This is a genomic window from Bradyrhizobium sp. USDA 4504, assembly GCF_054063995.1.
Map to the genome: position 1 here is coordinate 4856178 of NZ_JBSSGV010000001.1, position 18265 is coordinate 4874442.

Sequence of the window (18265 nt, forward strand, 5' to 3'; positions counted from 1 at the left end):
AGCGAGAGCGTGATCCTCACGCCGCGACCGCGGCCGCGCGCGGGCTGACGACGTATTCCTTCAACACCTTGTCGGTGCCGTCGATTTCGGTCAGCGCGACGTCGTAGGACCACAGATCGGCGAGGTGTTGCAGCACGCGCCGCGCGTCGGTCTCGTTGAGCTGCGCGCCCTTCACGGTGGTGTGACGCAGCATCAGGCGGCGATCGCCGTCGAGATCGACATCCACGACCTCGATATTGGCGTCGACGAAGCCGACGTCGTATTGCCGCGCCAGCTCGCGGCGGACCCGGCGGTAGCCGCGCTCGTCGTGGATCGCGTCGACCTTGATCCCCTGGCTTTCCGCGGGGTCGTCGTGCAAATGGAACATGCGGAAGCGCCGGATCAGCGCCGGGCTGAGGAACTGGTTGATGAAGCTCTCGTCGCGGTAGTTGCTCCAGATCTCGCGCAGCACGCCCTCGACGTCGCCCTTGCCGGCGATATCGGGAAACCACTCGCGGTCCTCGTCCTCCGGATTTTTCACGATCCGCTCGATGTCCTGCATCATGGCGAAGCCGAGCGCGTAGGGATTGAAGCCGGAATAGCGGCGGTCGTCGAATTCGGGCTGGAACACCACATTGGTGTGCGACTGCAGGAATTCGAGGAAATTGCCGTCGGTGAGCCGGCCCTGCTGATGCAGCCGGCTCATGATGCGGTAATGGACGTAGGTCGCGGTGCCCTCGTTCATCACCTTGGTCTGGCCCTGCGGGTAGAAATACTGCGCGATGTGGCGGACGATGCGGATCAGCTCGCGCTGCCAGGGTGCAAGGCGCGGCGCGGTCTTCTCGAGGAAATAGAGGATGTTCTCCTGCGGCAAGCCGAGCAGCGCGCGGCGGCGCTCGGCCGTGAGCGTAGCCTTGCTCTTGGCCTTGGTGTTCGGCACCGTCCGCCACAAATCGTTGAACACGCTTTCCTCGTGCTGCCGGCGCTCGCCGGCCCGCTTCTCCTCGGCACGCAAATCGAGCGTCTTCTTTCCGGGATAGCGGTCGACGCCATGCGACATCAGCGCATGCGCGGCATCGAGCGTCCGCTCCACCGTCTCGCGGCCATGGCGGTCCTCGCAGACCGCGATGTAGCCCTTGGCGAATTCCAGATAGTCGAGAATGCCGTCGGCGTCGGTCCACTGCTTGAACAGATAGTTGTTCTTGAAGAAGTGATTGTGCCCGAACGCCGCGTGCGCGATCACCAGCGTCTGCATCGTCGCCGTGTTCTCCTCCATCAGATAGGAGATGCACGGCGAGGAATTGATCACGATCTCATAGGCGAGGCCCATCAGGCCCTTGCGATAGGACGCTTCCTGGAACGCGAATTGCTTGCCGAATGACCAGTGCTTGTAGAACAGCGGCATGCCGACCGAGGAATAGGCGTCGAGCATCTGCTCGGCGGTGATCACCTCGATCTGGTTGGGATAGACGTCGAGCCCGAGCTCGGTGCGCGCGATTTTCTCGCAGGCGTCGTGGACCCGCTGCAAGGTCTGGAAATCCCAATCGGCGCCCTCGAACAGCCGTTCCCCGGAAGAACCCATCACGCTACACCCTTTCCTGCTTGCTGCGGCGCTTGAACAGGTCCTGGAACACCGGGAAGATCTCGCCGCGCTCGCTCACCTTGCGCATCGACAGCGGCGCGCCCTCGTTGCGCAGACGCTCATAGAGCGTCCAGAGCGAGGAGTCCGGCATGTCGAAAGTGTAGTTGGCGGCTTCGCCGACCTCGAGATAGGCGAAGAACTGGCAGACCGGCAGGATCTTGTCGGTCAGGAGGTGACCGGTCAGCGCGCTGTCCGAGGTCATGTTGTCACCGTCCGAGGCCTGGGCGGCATAGATGTTCCAGTCGGCCGGACGGAAGCGGGTGCGGACGATATCGTTCATCGCGACCAGCGCGCTCGACACCAGCGTGCCGCCGGAAGCCGGGCCATGGAAGAAGGTGTCCTCGTCGACCTCCTCGGCGCGGTCGGTGTGGCGGATGAACACGATCTCGACGTGCATGTAGCGCCGCTTCAGGAACACGTAGAGCAGCATATAGAACCGCTTCGCCAGATCCTTCATGTGCTCGGACATCGAGCCCGATACGTCCATCAGGCAGAACATCACGGCCTGCGCCACCGGCTTCGGCACCGTCTCGAAGCGGCGGTAGCGGATGTCGATCGGATCGATGAACGGGATCCGTTTGGCCTTGGCCTTCAACGCTTCGAGCAGCGCCAGCAGCTCGCGGCGCCGCGCATCGTCATCGCATTCGGCAAGCTCCGCCTCGAGCGCCTCGATGTCGTCCTTGCGCGGCCGGCGCAGTGCCACGCGCCGCGCCAGCGCCCGGCTCACCGTGCGGCTGATCGAGATGTTGGCGGGCGAGCCCGACGTCGCATAGCCGGCGCGCTGGATGCCTTCGCTTTCGGTTTCCGCAAGTTTGCGTTTGGCAAGATCGGGCAGTTCGAGGTCGTCGAGGAAGAGATCGACGAATTCGTCGCGGCTGAGCACGAAGCGGAAGGCGTCCTCGCTGTCACCCTCGCCTGCGCCGGAGCCCTTGGCGCCGCTTTGGTTCGGGCGCTGCAGCCAGTCGCCCTCGACGAACTTCTTGTTGCCGGGCAGCACCATGTCACGTGTGCCGCCCTCGCGCCGGAACCGCGGCTCATCCATGCCGTCCAGCGGGATTGTCACTTCGCCACCTTCCAGGACATCCTTGATGTCCCGGTCCTGTGACGACTTCTTGACGGCCCCCTGCACCAGCGCCTTGGCGCGCCGCAGGAAGCGCTGGCGGTTCTCCAGGCTCTTGCTACCCGGATTCAACCGCCGATCGACGATATGCATGACCACGTTGCATCTGCCTCACCGGATGCGATCATGACAGTCGCATCGCATTTTATTGGACAGGACGAGACGAAACGGAAAGCCGGTGCCGGCTTTCCGGATCGCGTATTAGCCGGCCTGCTTCACCCGCATGTACCACTCGACGAGCCGGCGGACCTGGCGCTCGGTATAGCCGCGCTCCACCATCCGCTCGACGAACTCGCCGTGCTTCTTCTCGGTCTCGCCGTCCTTCTTGGAGCCGAACGAGATGACCGGAAGCAGATCCTCGACCTGTGAGAATATCCGCTTCTCGATCACGTCGCGAACCTTTTCGTAGGAGGTCCAGCTCGGGTTCTTGCCGCCGTTGTGCGCCCGCGAGCGCAGCGAGAACTTGACGACCTCGTTGCGGAAGTCCTTCGGGTTGGCGATGCCGGCCGGCTTCTCGATCTTGGTCAGCTCCTGGTTCAGGAGCTCGCGGTTCATCAGCTGGCCGGTGTCGGGATCCTTGAAGTCCTGATCCTCGATCCAGGCGTCGGCGTAGTCGACATAGCGGTCGAACAGGTTCTGACCGTAGTCGGCGTAGGATTCCAGATAGGCCTTCTGGATCTCGTTGCCGATGAACTCGGCATAACGCGGCGCGAGGTCGGCCTTGATGAATTCGAGATAGCGCTTCTCGGTCTCGTCAGGCAGCTGCTCGCGGCGGATCGCCTGCTCCAGCACATACATCAGGTGCACCGCATCGGCGCCGACTTCGGTGGTGTCATGGTTGAAGGTCGAGGCGAGCACCTTGAAGGCAAAGCGGGTGGAGACGCCGTCCATGCCCTCGTCGACGCCGGCCGCGTCCTTGTACTCCTGAACGCTGCGCGCCTTCGGATCGGATTCCTTGAGGCTCTCGCCGTCATAGACCCGCATCTTGCCAAACAGCGTCGAGTTCTCGTGCTTGCGCAGCCGCGACATCACCGAGAAGCGCGCCATCGTCTCCAGCGTCGCCGGAGCGCAAGGTGCTGCGGCAAGCTCGGAGCCCTGGATCAGCTTCTCGTAGATCTTCTGCTCCTCGGTGACCCGCAGGACGTACGGGACCTTGATGACGCAGATGCGGTCGATGAAGGCCTCGTTGTTCTTGTTGGTCTTGAAGCTCTGCCACTCCGCCTCGTTGGAGTGCGCGAGGATGATGCCGGTGAACGGAATCGCGCCGATGTTCTCGGTGCCGATGTAGTTACCCTCCTGCGTCGCGGTCAGCAGCGGGTGCAGCATCTTGATCGGTGCCTTGAACATTTCGACGAACTCGAGCACGCCCTGGTTGGCGCGGTTGAGGCCGCCGGAATAGCTGTAGGCGTCGGGATCGTTCTGGGCGTAGGTCTCGAGCTTGCGGATGTCGACCTTGCCGACCAGCGAGGAGATGTCCTGGTTGTTCTCGTCACCGGGCTCGGTCTTGGCAACCGCGATCTGGCGCAGCCTTGAAGGCTGGATGCGCGCGACGCGGAATTGCGAGATGTCGCCACCGAAGGCTTCGAGCCGCTTGTAGGCCCAGGGCGACATCAGCCCGCTCAGCCGGCGGCGCGGAATGCCGTACTTCTCCTCGATCATCGGGCCAAGCGTCTCGGGATCAAACAGCCCAAGCGGGCTCTCGAACACCGGCGACAGCTCGTCGCCCGCCTTCAGCACGTAGATCGGATGAATCTCCATCAGCGCCTTGATGCGCTCGGCGAGCGATGACTTGCCGCCGCCGACCGGCCCGAGCAGATAGAGGATCTGCTTGCGCTCTTCGAGGCCCTGCGCGGCGTGACGGAAGAAGCCGACGAGGCGCTCGATCGTATCCTCCATGCCGTAGAAGCCGGCGAAGGCCGGATACGACCTGATCGTACGGTTCAAAAAGATACGGCCAAGGCGTGGGTCCTTGGCCGTGTCGATCATCTGGGGCTCACCGATTGCCGCCAATAACCGCTCGGCCGCATTTGCATATCGCATCGGATCACTTCGACACGACTCCAAATACTCGGCCATCGACATGTCGGTCTGGCTTCGCGCTTCAAACGACCTTGCGAAGGCGTTGAACAAAGAATCGTTGTACATGATCCCTCTCTCCACGATATGTATCGCCGCACGACTGACACGAGTCGTAACAAGAGCGTCCTAGGATCGAATCAGCGTCGGCACGCTGGGTCCATTGGACACTCGACCGACTCAGTTCGGCAATGCACGGCGCGTGCAGCCTCTGCCTTATCAACAGGCAGGAAGCTTAATGGTTCATCAATATCCCCTTGTTTTTGGTGGCTGTAACCCCCTCGCCACATCCGTGGTTTACCGGGGCCAGGCCTCCGAAGCGGACATCCGAGCGGGCAACTTCCCGTCCGGCGATGGACGTTGGGCTTCCCTGAAAAAGTGTGACCGTTCAGCCGTGGCGTCAAGATGCACGCGTCATGGACTCTCATGAACAAACGTTCAGCCGCGGTTGAACGTGCCTCCTTGTCGCCGCGACTAAGGCAACGAGCCCGCGCAGTTCCGCGCGGCACCATTGCCGCGCTTTAAAGATGACACCTTGGAGGCGCTGGCTATTCCCGAGCCGGTCATGAAGCAGGCGCTCCTTGTTGTCGCACTCGCAGCCGCCGCCTGGACCGGCGCGCCGTTAGCCGTTCAGGCGCAGGAAGGCGTCGACAAGGCCGCGGCGGCCGCCTTCCACAACAGGATGTTCGCGGGCCCGCCCGGCGCGAAAGCCTATGCCTGCTTCGTGCGGCGCTACGATGCAAATCATCTGGCGCAGCATCCGAAGCAGAAGGTCAGCGCGATGAAGCTGCTGGTGTCAGCGGAAGACGCTCCGGAGGACAAGGCCACCAACTATTCATTCCGGCTCGGCGTCGCGTACCGCCACCGCCCTGGCAATTTCGACTCCAGCGGCTACTGCCACGAAATACGCTTCGAATGCGGCGTGGATTGCGAGGGCGGCGGTATCACCGTGGCGTTGTCCAAGGACAATAAATCCGCGATTGCGCCCCTTGGCCGCATCATGGTGTGGAATCGCAACAAACCCGACGACGATGCGGGCGAAGCGCTGTTCGCCGGCGCCGACGACAAGATCTTTCGCGTCGATCGCGCGGACTTGGGCGAATGCGCCGAACTTGTGACCGACCGCAAGGAACTCGCTGCGCTCCGCCACAAATGATAGGTTTGCCCAAAGGGACAACACTGGATCAACAATAATTGCGCGAGAGACGCCATGCGCCGACGCAGCATCCTCTGGGGCACGCTTTCAGCGATCGGCGCCGTCTTGGCAGCGTCCCAGGCCGGCGCCGCCACCGAAGCACCGCCGCAAAAGCTGAAGGTGGTCTATCACCTCGATGACCTCGACAAGGTCAATTTCGTGATCGGCAACATCCAGAACCATCTCGACGGCGTCGGCGGCCCCGGCAATGTGACGATTGCGCTGGTGGTGCACGGCCGGGCGCTGAAGGCGTTTCATTCAGCAGCCGCCAATCCCGAGCTGTCAAAACATGTCGCGCGGTTCACCAAGGATGGGATCGAGTTCGCCGCCTGCGGCAACACCATGAAATCGCAGAACATCGGCCTCGCCGACTTGCTCCCCGGCTTCGTTGCCGCCGAGCGCGGCGGGGTGGGTCCGCCTCGCCGAGCTGCAATCCCAAGGTTACCTCTACCTGCGCCCCTGACGCGCGGTCCTGCGCCGCAACGCGTCATAAAAATGTGCTGAGATGGGGGTCTGCTCGCACCTGCGTCCGAGCGGATCGAACTGTTGTGAATGGCGTTATCCCTTGGAAATGCTGATATTCCGCCCGGGGCTCCCGCCATGTTGACAATCCCCCTCCGCCCCCGAAAGCTGCCCGGGAACCCAAAAATCGACCCTCGATCGAACGAGAACAGGCACCCATGAACCCCGTCAAAGCACTCGAAAATCACCGTCAGGCCGTCTGGCTGGACTTCCTCGCCCGCGGCTTCGTCGCCGACGGCGACCTGAAGCGGCTGATCGAGACCGACGGCGTCAAAGGCGTGACGTCCAACCCCTCGATCTTCGAGAAGGCGATCGGCAGCTCGGACGAATATGACGGGGCGATCGGCAAGGCCCTCAAGAACGGCGACCGCTCGGTCGCCGACCTGTTCGAGCACCTCGCGGTCGAGGACATCCAGCACGCCGCCGACGTGCTGCGCCCGGTCTACGACCAGAGCCACGGCGGCGACGGCTTCGTCAGCCTCGAGGTGTCGCCCTATCTCGCGATGGACACCAAGGGCACGATCGCGGAAGCCGAACGGCTCTGGAAGGACGTCCACCGCAAGAACCTGATGGTCAAGGTACCGGCGACGCCCGAGGGCCTGCCGGCGATCGAGTACCTGATCGGCGAAGGCATCAGCATCAACATCACGCTGCTGTTCTCGCAGAAGGTCTATCGCCAGGTCGCCGAGGCCTATCTCAAGGGCCTGGAGAAATACGTCGGCAAGGGCGGCGATCCCTCCCATGTCGCGAGCGTCGCGAGCTTCTTCGTCAGCCGCATCGACACCGCCGTCGACAAGCAGCTCGACGAGAAGATCGCCAAGGCCAACGATCCGCACGAAAAGGAGCGGCTCGCGGCCTTGAAGGGCAAGGTCGCGATCGCCAATGCCAAGCTCGCCTACCAGGACTACAAGCACCTGTTCGCAGGCAGCCGCTGGGACAAGCTGGCGGCCAAGGGCGCCAAGCCGCAGCGGCTGTTGTGGGCGTCGACCGGCACCAAGAACAAGGACTATAGCGACGTGCTCTATGTCGAGGAGCTGATCGGCCCCGACACCGTCAACACCGTGCCGCCGGCAACGCTCGATGCCTTCCGCGACCACGGCAAGGTCCGCGACAGCCTCGAGGAAAATGTCGAGGACGCCCGCCACGTGCTGGAAGAGCTGGAGAAGTCCGGCATCTCGCTCGATGCGATCACCGAGGAACTGGTCAAGGACGGCGTCAAGCTGTTCGCCGACGCGGCCGACAAGCTGTACGGCGCGGTCGCCCACAAGCGCGCCACCTCGCTCGGCGGCGGCATCGACCGCCAGAAGCTCGCGCTCGGCGCCACCATCGAGAAGGCGGTCGAGAAGAGCACCGAGGAATGGCGCGCCTCCGCCCGGATCCGAAGGCTCTGGCACAAGGACAAATCGGTCTGGACCGGCGACGACGAGGACAAATGGCTGGGCTGGCTCACCAGCGCGGCCACCGCTGATGTCGCCGACTATGAGGACTTTGCCCAGCGCGTGAAGGGGCAGAACTTCACCGATGCCGTCGTGCTCGGCATGGGCGGGTCGAGCCTCGGGCCGGAGGTCCTGGCCCAGACCTTCCCGCACCGGTCCGGTTTCCCGCGGCTGCACGTGCTCGATTCCACCGATCCGGCGCAGGTGCGCGCGATGGAGGAGTATGTCGACATCGCAAGGACGCTGTTCATCGTCTCCTCCAAATCCGGCGGCACCACCGAGCCGAACGTGATGAAGGACTATTTCTTCGATCGGGTGGCGAAGGCGATCGGCAAGGACAAGGCCGGCCACCGCTTCATCGCGGTGACCGATCCGGGCTCATCGCTGCAGAAGGTCGCGATCAAGCAGGGCTTTGCCCGCATCTTTTACGGCGACCCCGCGATCGGCGGCCGCTATTCCGTGCTGTCGCCGTTCGGTCTGGTGCCGGCGGCCGCTGCCGGCATCGACGTCCGCAGCCTGCTCGGCCATACGCTCGCGATGGTGCGCTCTTGCGGTGCCGACGTGCCGCCGCAGGAGAACCCGGGCGTGCAGCTCGGGCTCGCGATGGGCATCGCGGGGCTCGAAGGCCGCGACAAGGTGACGATCTTCGCCTCGCCGGACGTTGCCGATTTCGGCGCCTGGGCCGAGCAGCTGATCGCGGAATCGACCGGCAAGGACGGCAAGGGCCTGATCCCGATCGAGGGCGAGACGATTGGCGACGCCGCGGTCTACGGCAACGACCGGTTCTTCATCGATCTGCGCACCGATGGCGAGAACGATGCAGCGCATGAGGCCAAGCTCGCGGCGCTCGAGGCCGCCGGCCATCCCGTGGTTCGGATCGTGATGAAGTCGATCGACCATATCGGTCAGGAGTTCTTCCGCTTCGAGATCGCGACCGCGGTCGCCGGATCGATCCTCGGCATCAACCCGTTCAACCAGCCCGACGTCGAAGCCGCCAAGGTCAAGACCCGCGAACTGACGGCAGCGTTCGAGAAGACCGGGTCGCTGCCGGCCGAACAGCCGGTGGTGTCGGCGGACGGGGTCGATCTCTACACCGACGCGCAGAACGCCGAGGAGCTGCGCAAGGCCGGTGCGAACGGCGATCTCGACTCCTGGATCAAGGCGCACCTCGCGCGCTCCGGCCGCGGCGACTATGTCGCCCTGCTCGCCTATATCGAGCGCGATGGCGACACCATCGACGCCATGCAGGCGATGCGGCTGAAGGTGCGCGACGCAAGGCACCTTGCGACCTGCGCCGAGTTCGGTCCCCGCTTCCTGCATTCGACCGGGCAGGCCTACAAGGGCGGGCCCGACAGCGGTGTGTTCCTGCAGGTCACGACCGACGATACGGCGGACCTGCCGGTGCCCGGCCAGAAGGCGAGCTTCGGCGTGATCAAGGCGGCACAGGCGCGCGGCGATTTCGACGTGCTCACCGAGCGCGGCCGGCGGGCGCTGCGCGTGCATCTCAAGGGCGATCTCAGCTCCGGGCTCGCGGCGCTCGATGCCGCGATCTCGGCTGCACTGAACTGACGGAGGCGAGGGATGCAACTCGGCATGATCGGCCTCGGGCGGATGGGCGGCAACATCGTCCGCCGCCTGATGACCCAGGGCCACACCACCGTGGTCTACGACAAGGATCCGAAGGCCGTCGCGGCGCTCGTCGCCGACAATGCGATCGGGTCCTCATCGCTGGAGGATTTCGTCCTCAAGCTGGAGGCGCCGCGCACCGCCTGGGTGATGCTGCCGGCCGGCAAGATCACCGAAGCCACCATCGAGGCGCTGTCGAAGCTGATGCAGCCAGGCGACGTCATCATCGATGGCGGCAACACCTTCTGGCAGGATGACGTCCGCCGCGGCAAGGCGCTCAGGGAGCGCGGGCTGCATTACGTCGATGTCGGCACCAGCGGCGGCATCTGGGGCATCGAGCGCGGCTACTGCATGATGATCGGCGGCGACAAGAAAGTGGTCGACCGGCTCGACCCGATCTTCAAGACGCTGGCGCCCGGGATCGGCGACATTCCTCGCACCTCCGGCCGCGAGGGCCGCGATCCGCGCATCGAACAGGGCTACATTCACGCCGGCCCGATCGGCGCCGGGCATTTCGTCAAGATGATCCACAACGGCATCGAATACGGCCTGATGCAGGCCTATGCCGAAGGCTTCGACATCCTGAAGAACGCCAATATCGAGGCGCTGCCGGCCGAGCATCGCTTCGACCTCGACATCGCCGACATCGCCGAAGTCTGGCGGCGCGGCAGCGTGATCCCGTCCTGGCTGCTCGACCTCACGGCATCGGCGCTGGCGCAGAACCACACGCTCGACAATTATTCCGGCTTTGTCGAGGATTCCGGCGAAGGCCGCTGGACAGTCAATGCCGCGGTCGACGAGGCCGTGCCGGCCGAGGTGCTGACGGCGGCGCTCTATACGCGCTTCCGCTCGCGCAAGGATCACACCTTCGCGGAGAAGATCCTCTCGGCGATGCGCGCAGGCTTTGGCGGCCACAAGGAGCCGCCGAAGAAAACTTAAAGCGAACCGCGGAAGGTCACGTGCAGAAGAAACCAGACCCTTGCTCCTTCATCATCTTCGGCGCCACCGGTGATCTGACACATCGGCTTGTCATCCCGGCGCTCTACAATCTTGCCGCCGGCAATCTGCTGCCGGAGAAATTCTGCGTCGTCGGCATCGCCCGCAAGGGCATGTCGAGCGACCAGATGAAGGACAGCCTGATGCAAGGGCTACGCAAGTTCGCCACGCGCCCGCTGGATGAGGCCATCGTCACACGCCTGTTTGAATGCGTCACCGCGATCGAGGCCGACCCGAGCGATCCGCCCTCCTTCGATGCCATGAACGAGCGGCTCGAGAAGCTCGAACAGGCGCGCGGCACCGGTGGCAACCGGCTGTTCTACCTCGCGACCCCGCCGCGAGCGTTCCTGCCGATCAGCCAGCAGCTCGGGCGCACCGGCATGCTGGAGGAGAACGGCGCCTGGCGGCGGCTGATCATCGAAAAGCCGTTCGGCACCGATCTGGCGTCGGCCAAGGCACTGAATGCCGCGCTGCTGAAGCTGATGGACGAGCACCAGATCTACCGGATCGATCACTATCTCGGCAAGGAAACCGTCCAGAACATCCTGGTGCTGCGCTTCGCCAACGGCATGTTCGAGCCGATCTGGAATCGCAACCACATCGACCACATCCAGATCACCGTCGACGAGAAGCTCGGTGTCGGTCATCGCGGCAGCTTCTACGACGCCACCGGCGCGCTGCGCGACATGGTGCCGAACCATCTGTTCCAGCTGCTGTCGCTGGTGACGATGGAGCCGCCGGCGCGGTTCGACGCCCACGCGGTGCGCTCCGAAAAGGCCGAGGTGCTGAGCGCGATCCAGACCCAGAGCGAACAGGAGGCGCTGCACAATTCGGTGCGCGGCCAGTATCGCGCCGGCCGGATCGGCGACACCGAGATCGAGGACTTTCTCAAGACGCCCGACGTCAGGCCCGACAGCTCGACCGAGACCTATGCCGCGCTGAAGCTGACCATCGACAATTGGCGCTGGGCCGGCGTGCCGTTCTACCTGCGCACCGGCAAGGCGCTGACCACCAAGCGCACCGAGATCGCGATCAAGTTCAAGCAGGCGCCGTTTGCGATGTTCCGCGACACGTCGGTCGATCGCCTGTCGCAGAACTACCTCGTCATCTCCACCGAGCCGACCGAAGGCATCGAGCTGCAGTTCAACACCAAGGTACCCGGCCCGACCATCAACATCGACGGCGTCGAGATGAAGTTCCGCTACAAGGACTACTTCAAGGCCGAGCCGTCGACCGGCTACGAGACACTCATCTATGACTGCATGATCGGCGACAATCTGCTGTTCCAGCGCGCCGACAGCGTCGAGGCCGGATGGCAGGCGGTGCAGCCCTTCATCGACGCCTGGAAGAGCGCCGGCGGCCGTGGCCTGCAACCCTACAAGGCCGGCAGCGAAGGCCCGGAGGCCGCCAATGCGCTGCTGACGCGTGACGGCCGTAGCTGGCGGAAGCTGGGCTGACATGACCGCGACCGGCGAGCGCCAGATCATCACGGTCGCCGATCCGGCGGCACTGGCGCAGGCGGCCGCCGAGCGGGTGATCGCCAGGATCGACCAGAACAGCGGCCGGATCGCGGTGTGCCTCACCGGCGGCTCCAGCCCGAAGGCGCTCTATCAGCTGCTGGCGACGCCGGACTATCGCCAAAGGATTCCATGGGACCGCATCGACTGGTTCATCGGCGACGAGCGCCTGGTGCCGCGCAAGGACAAGCTGCACAACATGAGCATGGCGCGCCAGGCCTTCCTCGACCGCTGTGCACCGGCTGCAAATGTCCATCCGATCGCGACCGATACCGCCGATCTCAGGGATCCCGACGTCAGCGCGGCGCTGTACGAGAACGAGCTGATGGCGTTCTACGGCGCCGAACAGCTCGATCCGAAGCGGCCACTGTTCGACCTGGTGCTGATGGGCATCGGCCCCGACGGCCATACCGCCTCGCTGTTTCCGGGTTATCCCGCGGTCGAGGAAACCCAGCGCTGGGTGGTCGGCGTGCCGAAGGCCAATGTCGAGCCGTTCGTGCCGCGCGTGTCGCTGACCCTGCCCGCCCTCGCCTCCTGTCGCGAGATGCTGTTCGAGGTGGCGGGCGAGAACAAGCGCGCGATCTTGACGCGCCTCTTCGCAGGCGAGAACCTGCCGGCAAACCGCGCGCGATCGCTGGGCGAGACCGTCTGGCTGATCGATCAGGCCGCGCTGCCGGAGGACTTTCGTGGGTGACGGACAAAACCCCTGCGCATTGGTCGTGATGGGCGTGTCGGGTTCGGGCAAGAGCACCATCGCCGACCGCCTGGCGATCAGGATCGGCTGGCGCTTCGAGGACGGCGACAGTTTTCATCCGCCAAGCAATGTCGCCAAAATGCATTCCGGCCAGCCGCTCACCGACGAGGATCGCTGGCCCTGGCTGCGCGCGATCGCCGACGAGATCGACCGCACCTGCGGCGTCCGCGAACGCGCCGTCATCGCCTGCTCCGCGCTGAAGCGCGCCTATCGCGACATCCTGGTGCATGGCCGCGACGATATCCGCATCGTCTTCCTCGACGGCTCGCAGGAGCTGATCGCCACGCGGCTCGGCGCGCGCAAGGGCCATTTCATGCCGCCGGGGCTGCTCGCCAGCCAGTTCAAGACGCTGGAGCCGCCGACCCCGGAGGAACGCCCGATCACGGTTGCGATCGACCGTCCGGTCGAAACCATCGTCGAAGACATCGTCAATCAACTGAAGTTGGACCGCACATGACCCGCATCGCCCTTGTCGTATCCGATGTCGACGGCACGCTGCTCACCAAGGACAAGACCTTGACCGACGGCGCCAGGGCGGCGGTGCGCAGGCTGCACGAGGCCGGCATCGGCTTCACCATCGTCTCCAGCCGGCCGACGATCGGGATGGGCTTTCTGGTTGCGCCGCTTGCGATCACACAGCCGATCGGCGCCTTCAACGGCTCTTCGATCGTCGATCCGCAGCTCAAGCCCCTTGAGCAGCATTTGATCCCGGCCGCGGTCGCAAAACGCTGCATCGACATGCTGCGCGAGCGCGACGTCGACATCTGGCTGTTCACTAACGACCGCTGGCTGACGCGCAACCCTGACGGCGAGTACACCGCCCACGAGCAGCACACGATCAAGCATGATCCGACCATCGTCGGCGATTTCACGCTCTATCTCGATCAGGCCTGCAAGATCGTCGGCGCGAGCTCGGATGCAGCCCTGCTGCAACGCTGCGAGACGGAGATGCAGCAAATGGTCGGCCGTGATGCCACCGCGGTCCGCTCGCAGACCTACTATCTCGACGTCACCCCGCCCGGTCACGACAAGGGCACCTTCGTCGAGGGCATCGCGAAGCGCCTTGGCGTGCCGCTGGAGAACGTCGCCACGATCGGCGACATGCAGAACGATCTGCCGATGTTCGCGCGAAGCGGCGTCTCCTTCGCGATGGGCAATGCCAGCGATGACGTGAAGGCGCGCGCCACCCATGTCACCGAGACCAACGAGCAGGACGGTTTCGCACGCGCGATGGACACGGTGTTGCAGCTTCGCTGAAGCCACGGCGAGATCTGTCACCCGACCAATCCGCGGTTCCTTGAGGCGGCCAATCACACTCGCACTATTTCGGAATATTGGAAATATATTCCTGATTTGCCCGACGTGTCAAGTTGCCTGGTCGAGTGCCGCAGCTGCCGGCTCCTTTGCATGGGGTTGTTTTCGATATTTTGGCAGCGCGGACCTGCGGCGGTCCCGCAAGCGGAAGATGGAGGGCGGCATCGCCGCGGTGGTTTAAGTCGAACGCTGCACCGCAGGCTTCTCGGCGTCGGCCCTGGCGGCGCTGAGATTGTGCGCGGTGTTGATCAACGCGATATGGGTCAGCGCCTGCGGGAAATTGCCGGTCTGCCGGCCGGCGCCGGAATCGAACTCCTCCGCCAGCAATCCGAGATCGTTGGCGACCGCGACGACGCGGTCGAACATGGTCTGCGCCTTGTCGACATCTCCCGCCAGCACATGAGCGTCGGCAAGCCACAGGCTGCAGGCCAGGAACGCGCCCTCGATCGGCTGGACCTCATCGGACACCTCGCGCGGATCGTGCCGCAGCACGAAGCCGTCGCGCATCATGTGCCGTTCGACCGCGTCGATCGTGCCGCGGATGCGCGGATCGCCCGACGGCAGGAAGCCGACCGACGGCAGCAGCAGCAGGCTGGCGTCGAGCAACTTTGAGCCATAGCTCTCGACGAAACTGTTGAGGCCGGGATCGAAGCCGCGTTGGCAGACGTCGCGATGAATGGCCTCGCGCAGCACCCGCCATTTGACGAGTGGCCCCTTGAAGCCGAACCGCTCCGCGCTCTTGATGGCGCGGTCGAAGGCGACCCAGCACATCACCTTGGAGAACACGTAGTGTCTGGGGGTGCCACGGCGTTCCCAGATGCCGTGATCCGGCTGATCCCAGACATCGGCGAGATGGGTGACGACGGTGCATTCGAGCGACCAGTTCTCTTCGTCGAGCTTCAGCTTGGCCATGCGGGACTGATGGAAGGCGTCGATCAGCTCGCCATAGACGTCGAGCTGAAGTTGCGCATGCGCGGCGTTGCCGGCGCGTACCGGCTGCGCCCCTTCATAGCCGGACAGCCACCCTGCCTCCCATTCCAAGAGGCGTCGCTGGCCCAGGATGCCGTACATGATCTGCATGTTGGCCGGCGCGCCGGCTGCGGCCCGCAGCAGCCAGTTGTGCCAGGCCGCCGCTTCCTCGGTGTAGCCCGAATTCATCAGGGCCAGCAGCGTAAAGGTGGCGTCGCGCAGCCAGCAGAACCGGTAGTCCCAATTGCGCGCGCCGCCGAGCTTTTCCGGCAACGACGTGGTGGGTGCCGCGACGATGCCGCCGGTCGGCCTGAAGGTCAGCGCCTTCAGCGTGATCAGCGAGCGCATCACGAGGGCGCGTTGATAGCTGCCGTCATAGGTCGAACGGCTGCACCATTCCCGCCAGTATTCCTCGGTGTCCTTCAGCGCAGCCTCAGGGTCGATCGCCTCCGGCACCGGGTGATAGGACGGTCCATAGGTCAGGACGAACGGCACGGTATCGCCCTCGCCGACCTCGAAATCGGCGATCGTGGTCAGATCCTTGCCGCGGGTTTCGACCGGTGTGCGCAGCACGGTCATGTCCTGCCCGCTGATCGCCAGAAGCCCGTCACCATCCGGATTCTTCCGCACCCAGGGGACATCGACGCCGAAGCCGAAGCGGATCACCAGCTCCATGCGCATCTTGACGCGGCCGCTGATGCCGCGAACGAGGCGGACCACATCGGAGGCGTTGCCGCGCGGCGGCATGAAGTCGATCAGCGCGACCGCGCCGCCTTCCACCTCGAACCGGGTCTCCAGGATCAGCGTATCGTCCCAGTAGCGCCGCGAGGTCTGCTTGATCTCGCCTGTGGGCGCCAGCAGCCAGCGACCGTTCCTCGACGTGCCAAGCAGCGCCGCGAAGCAGGGGTCGGAATCGAACGCCGGCCAACACAGCCAGTCGATCGAGCCGTCGCGGCCGACCAGCGCGGCGGTCTCGCAATCTCCGATCAGTCCATAGTCTTCGATACGAGAGGCCACGCGCTGCGCTCCGCGTTACCCGGTGTGCGAGCGCTCGCGGGTCGCGCGCTTGAGGGCGTCGACGTCGATCGCCGACGCGAGATGCTCGATCGAGACCGGGAGCCGCCGCTTCCAGTTCGGATGCTCGTAGACGGTGCCGGGGATGTTCGGCTGCTCGACAATGCCGAGCAGGTCCTCCATCGACACCGCCATCATCCGCGACCGCGTCCGTGCCAGGAAGCTCGCCACCGAATAGAAATCGTTCGCGTGGATGTCGTGCCGGCGCAGCACGTCGTCGAGCTGGCCGAGCGCGTGCCAGCGCCCCTCGTCGGTCTCGCCGGGATCGATCCCGAGCGCACGCTTGGTCCTGAGGTCGCTGAACGAGCGCCAGCCCGCATAGGTCGAGAGGTCGTGGGTGTTGAAGGTCACCAGCGCATTCGGCAAATAGTAGTCGGCGTTGCGGAAGACGCCCTGGTCGTCGGTCTCGAACATCATCACGAGATAGGACCAGATGCCCCAACCGTTCATCTGCTCGCGGAACCCGGGAGGTACGGTGCCGAGGTCCTCGCCGATCACGACGCAGCGGCTCGCCACGCTCTCCTGCGCGGTCGCCGCCAGCAGCGCCTCGAACGGCATCAGCACATAGGCGCCATTGGCCGGGCCGAAGCCGCGCGGTACCAGATAGAGCCGCTTCAGCCCGAACGCGTGGTCGAGCCTGATTGCGCCGGCGTGGTGCATCGAGGCGCGCAGCATCTGCCTGAACGGCTCGAACGAGCGCTGTTCAAGGCCCGCGGCGTTGAAGCCGGCAAGCCCCCAGTCCTGGCCCGCCGTGTTGAGCGGGTCCGGCGGCGCGCCGACGCCGAGATGGCGCGAGATCGCGATCTGCTCATTCCAGGCGTCGAACCCGTCCGACTGCACGCCGACGGCGACGTCGAGATAAAGCCCGACCCGCATGCCGCGCTTGTGCGCCAGCGCCTGGCAGGCGCCGAGTTGACGGTCCGCGGTCCATTGCACGAATTCGACGAACTCGACCTCGGCGGCAGAGTCGCGCGAGCGGCGCAATTTTGCACAAGCTGCATCGCTCGGCTGCCGCCATTCGTCCGGCCATTCCCACCACGGCGTGTTGAATTTGTGCCGCATCACCTCGAAGCAGGCGAAGCGCGACAGCAGCGTGCCCTGCTCGTTGCGATAGGCCTCGAAATCCTGCCAGCGGCCGAGGCCCGGGTTGGCCTTGAAGGCTGCGAATGCCGCGCGCAGCGCCGGCCATTTCTGCGCCGCGACGCCGACATAGTCGACCATGTCGTGGCTGCGGAGCGGTGCCAGCGCGGCCTTGGTCTCGGCATCGACGCGGAATTCGGGAATCTGCTCGACGTCGATGTAAAGCGCATTGAGGAACAGCCGGCTGTTCGGCGAGTACGGGCTGCAATCGCCGGGCCGATCGTCGAACAGCGCATGCAGCGGATTGAGCCCGACGCCGTCGGCGCCGAGCCGGTGGGCGAATTCGAGCAGGTGCTGCAGGTCGGTGAAGTCACCGATGCCCCAGTTGCGCGCGGACCGCACGCCGTAGAGTTGCACCGCGATCACCCAGCAGCGGTCGAACTCGCCGCCGAAGGCGCCGTGCGGCGCCACCAGCAGCGGCAGCTCCTCGCTGCCAGATGCGTCCGATAGCTGCAACCGGTGCACGCCTTCGGGCAGACCTGACGGCCACGTCACACTGCGCTCACGCGCCTCGCCCTGCGCGAGCACCCCGGTGCCATTCGCAAGCTTCCATTGCACCGGAAGCCGGGCAGCTTCCGAGAGCTGCGTTTGCGCAGCCTGGCCGCCTCTGACCACCACGGGATCGGCGATGATCCGACGGGGCGCCTGCGGCGGCAGCGCGTCGAGGATCGCCGTGAGCGCCTCGGGGGTTGTCACACGGCGGTGACCGCTGCCATCGATATACTCGGTCTGGATTCCCAGGGTCTGGGCTTTGGCGTAAAGGTCCATTCGGCACGCTGCCTGCTCGCAACGGTAGGTGGATCGTTGCTAAATTGTACAGATACGGGAAAGGGATAGTTGATGTTCAACGCTCTACCCTATCCGGCGTTCCCACCGGGAACCATTGCCCGGCGAGCGGCTTTCTA

Annotated in this window: 12 protein-coding genes and 1 pseudogene; 8 read left to right on the forward strand and 5 right to left on the reverse strand. The window is 64.7% G+C overall.

Annotation, left to right across the window (positions count from 1 at the left end):
• Window positions 1–16 precede the first annotated feature (16 nt).
• From ACVMB1_RS22890 to ACVMB1_RS22900, 3 genes are all read right to left on the reverse strand, one after another.
• Entirely contained in the window at window positions 17–1561 is a 1545-nt protein-coding gene (locus tag ACVMB1_RS22890; protein WP_057014891.1) for a SpoVR family protein, read from the reverse strand.
• Window positions 1562–1565: 4 nt separating this feature from the next.
• Window positions 1566–2834, reverse strand: coding sequence for a YeaH/YhbH family protein (locus tag ACVMB1_RS22895; RefSeq protein WP_456849924.1), 1269 nt, complete (start codon window positions 2832–2834; stop codon window positions 1566–1568).
• Between the two features lie 108 nt (window positions 2835–2942).
• Entirely contained in the window at window positions 2943–4886 is a 1944-nt protein-coding gene (locus ACVMB1_RS22900) for a PrkA family serine protein kinase (RefSeq protein ID WP_038382967.1), read from the reverse strand.
• 496 nt (window positions 4887–5382) lie between these two features.
• On the opposite strand from ACVMB1_RS22900, the gene ACVMB1_RS22905 reads away from it, so the two are divergent.
• The 8 genes and pseudogenes from ACVMB1_RS22905 to ACVMB1_RS22940 all read left to right on the forward strand — a co-directional run bounded on the left by ACVMB1_RS22905 (window position 5383) and on the right by ACVMB1_RS22940 (window position 14120).
• Entirely contained in the window at window positions 5383–5973 is a 591-nt protein-coding gene (locus ACVMB1_RS22905) for a hypothetical protein (protein ID WP_076824213.1), read from the forward strand.
• A gap of 54 nt (window positions 5974–6027) precedes the next feature.
• A pseudogene (locus ACVMB1_RS22910) lies at window positions 6028–6475 on the forward strand (DsrE family protein).
• 217 nt (window positions 6476–6692) lie between these two features.
• A complete protein-coding gene (locus ACVMB1_RS22915) occupies window positions 6693–9539 on the forward strand; it encodes a bifunctional transaldolase/phosoglucose isomerase (RefSeq protein ID WP_076823955.1) in 2847 nt (948 codons plus the stop codon).
• A 12-nt stretch (window positions 9540–9551) separates the two neighbouring features.
• Window positions 9552–10535, forward strand: a complete 984-nt coding sequence (gene gnd, locus ACVMB1_RS22920; RefSeq protein ID WP_057014889.1) for a phosphogluconate dehydrogenase (NAD(+)-dependent, decarboxylating) — start codon at window positions 9552–9554, stop codon at window positions 10533–10535.
• Between the two features lie 20 nt (window positions 10536–10555).
• Window positions 10556–12049, forward strand: a complete 1494-nt coding sequence (zwf, locus tag ACVMB1_RS22925; RefSeq protein WP_076823950.1) for a glucose-6-phosphate dehydrogenase — start codon at window positions 10556–10558, stop codon at window positions 12047–12049.
• A gap of 1 nt (window position 12050) precedes the next feature.
• On the forward strand, window positions 12051–12803 hold the full coding sequence (gene pgl / locus ACVMB1_RS22930) for a 6-phosphogluconolactonase (RefSeq protein WP_076823948.1): 753 nt from the start codon (window positions 12051–12053) through the stop codon (window positions 12801–12803).
• Window positions 12804–12831: 28 nt separating this feature from the next.
• On the forward strand, window positions 12832–13320 hold the full coding sequence (locus tag ACVMB1_RS22935) for a gluconokinase (RefSeq protein ID WP_076823945.1): 489 nt from the start codon (window positions 12832–12834) through the stop codon (window positions 13318–13320).
• On the forward strand, window positions 13317–14120 hold the full coding sequence (locus ACVMB1_RS22940; RefSeq protein ID WP_076823943.1) for a Cof-type HAD-IIB family hydrolase: 804 nt from the start codon (window positions 13317–13319) through the stop codon (window positions 14118–14120). Before ACVMB1_RS22935 ends, ACVMB1_RS22940 begins: the two co-directional genes overlap by 4 nt.
• 234 nt (window positions 14121–14354) lie before the next feature.
• Here the strand turns inward: ACVMB1_RS22940 and ACVMB1_RS22945 are convergent, their stop codons facing one another.
• Both ACVMB1_RS22945 and malQ read right to left on the reverse strand, forming a co-directional pair.
• Window positions 14355–16163 carry a glycoside hydrolase family 15 protein gene (locus ACVMB1_RS22945; protein ID WP_076823940.1) on the reverse strand — a complete coding sequence of 603 codons (1809 nt, stop codon included), beginning with the start codon at window positions 16161–16163 and terminating at the stop codon, window positions 14355–14357.
• 15 nt (window positions 16164–16178) lie between these two features.
• A complete protein-coding gene (malQ, locus tag ACVMB1_RS22950; protein ID WP_076823938.1) occupies window positions 16179–18128 on the reverse strand; it encodes a 4-alpha-glucanotransferase in 1950 nt (649 codons plus the stop codon).
• Window positions 18129–18265 lie beyond the last annotated feature (137 nt).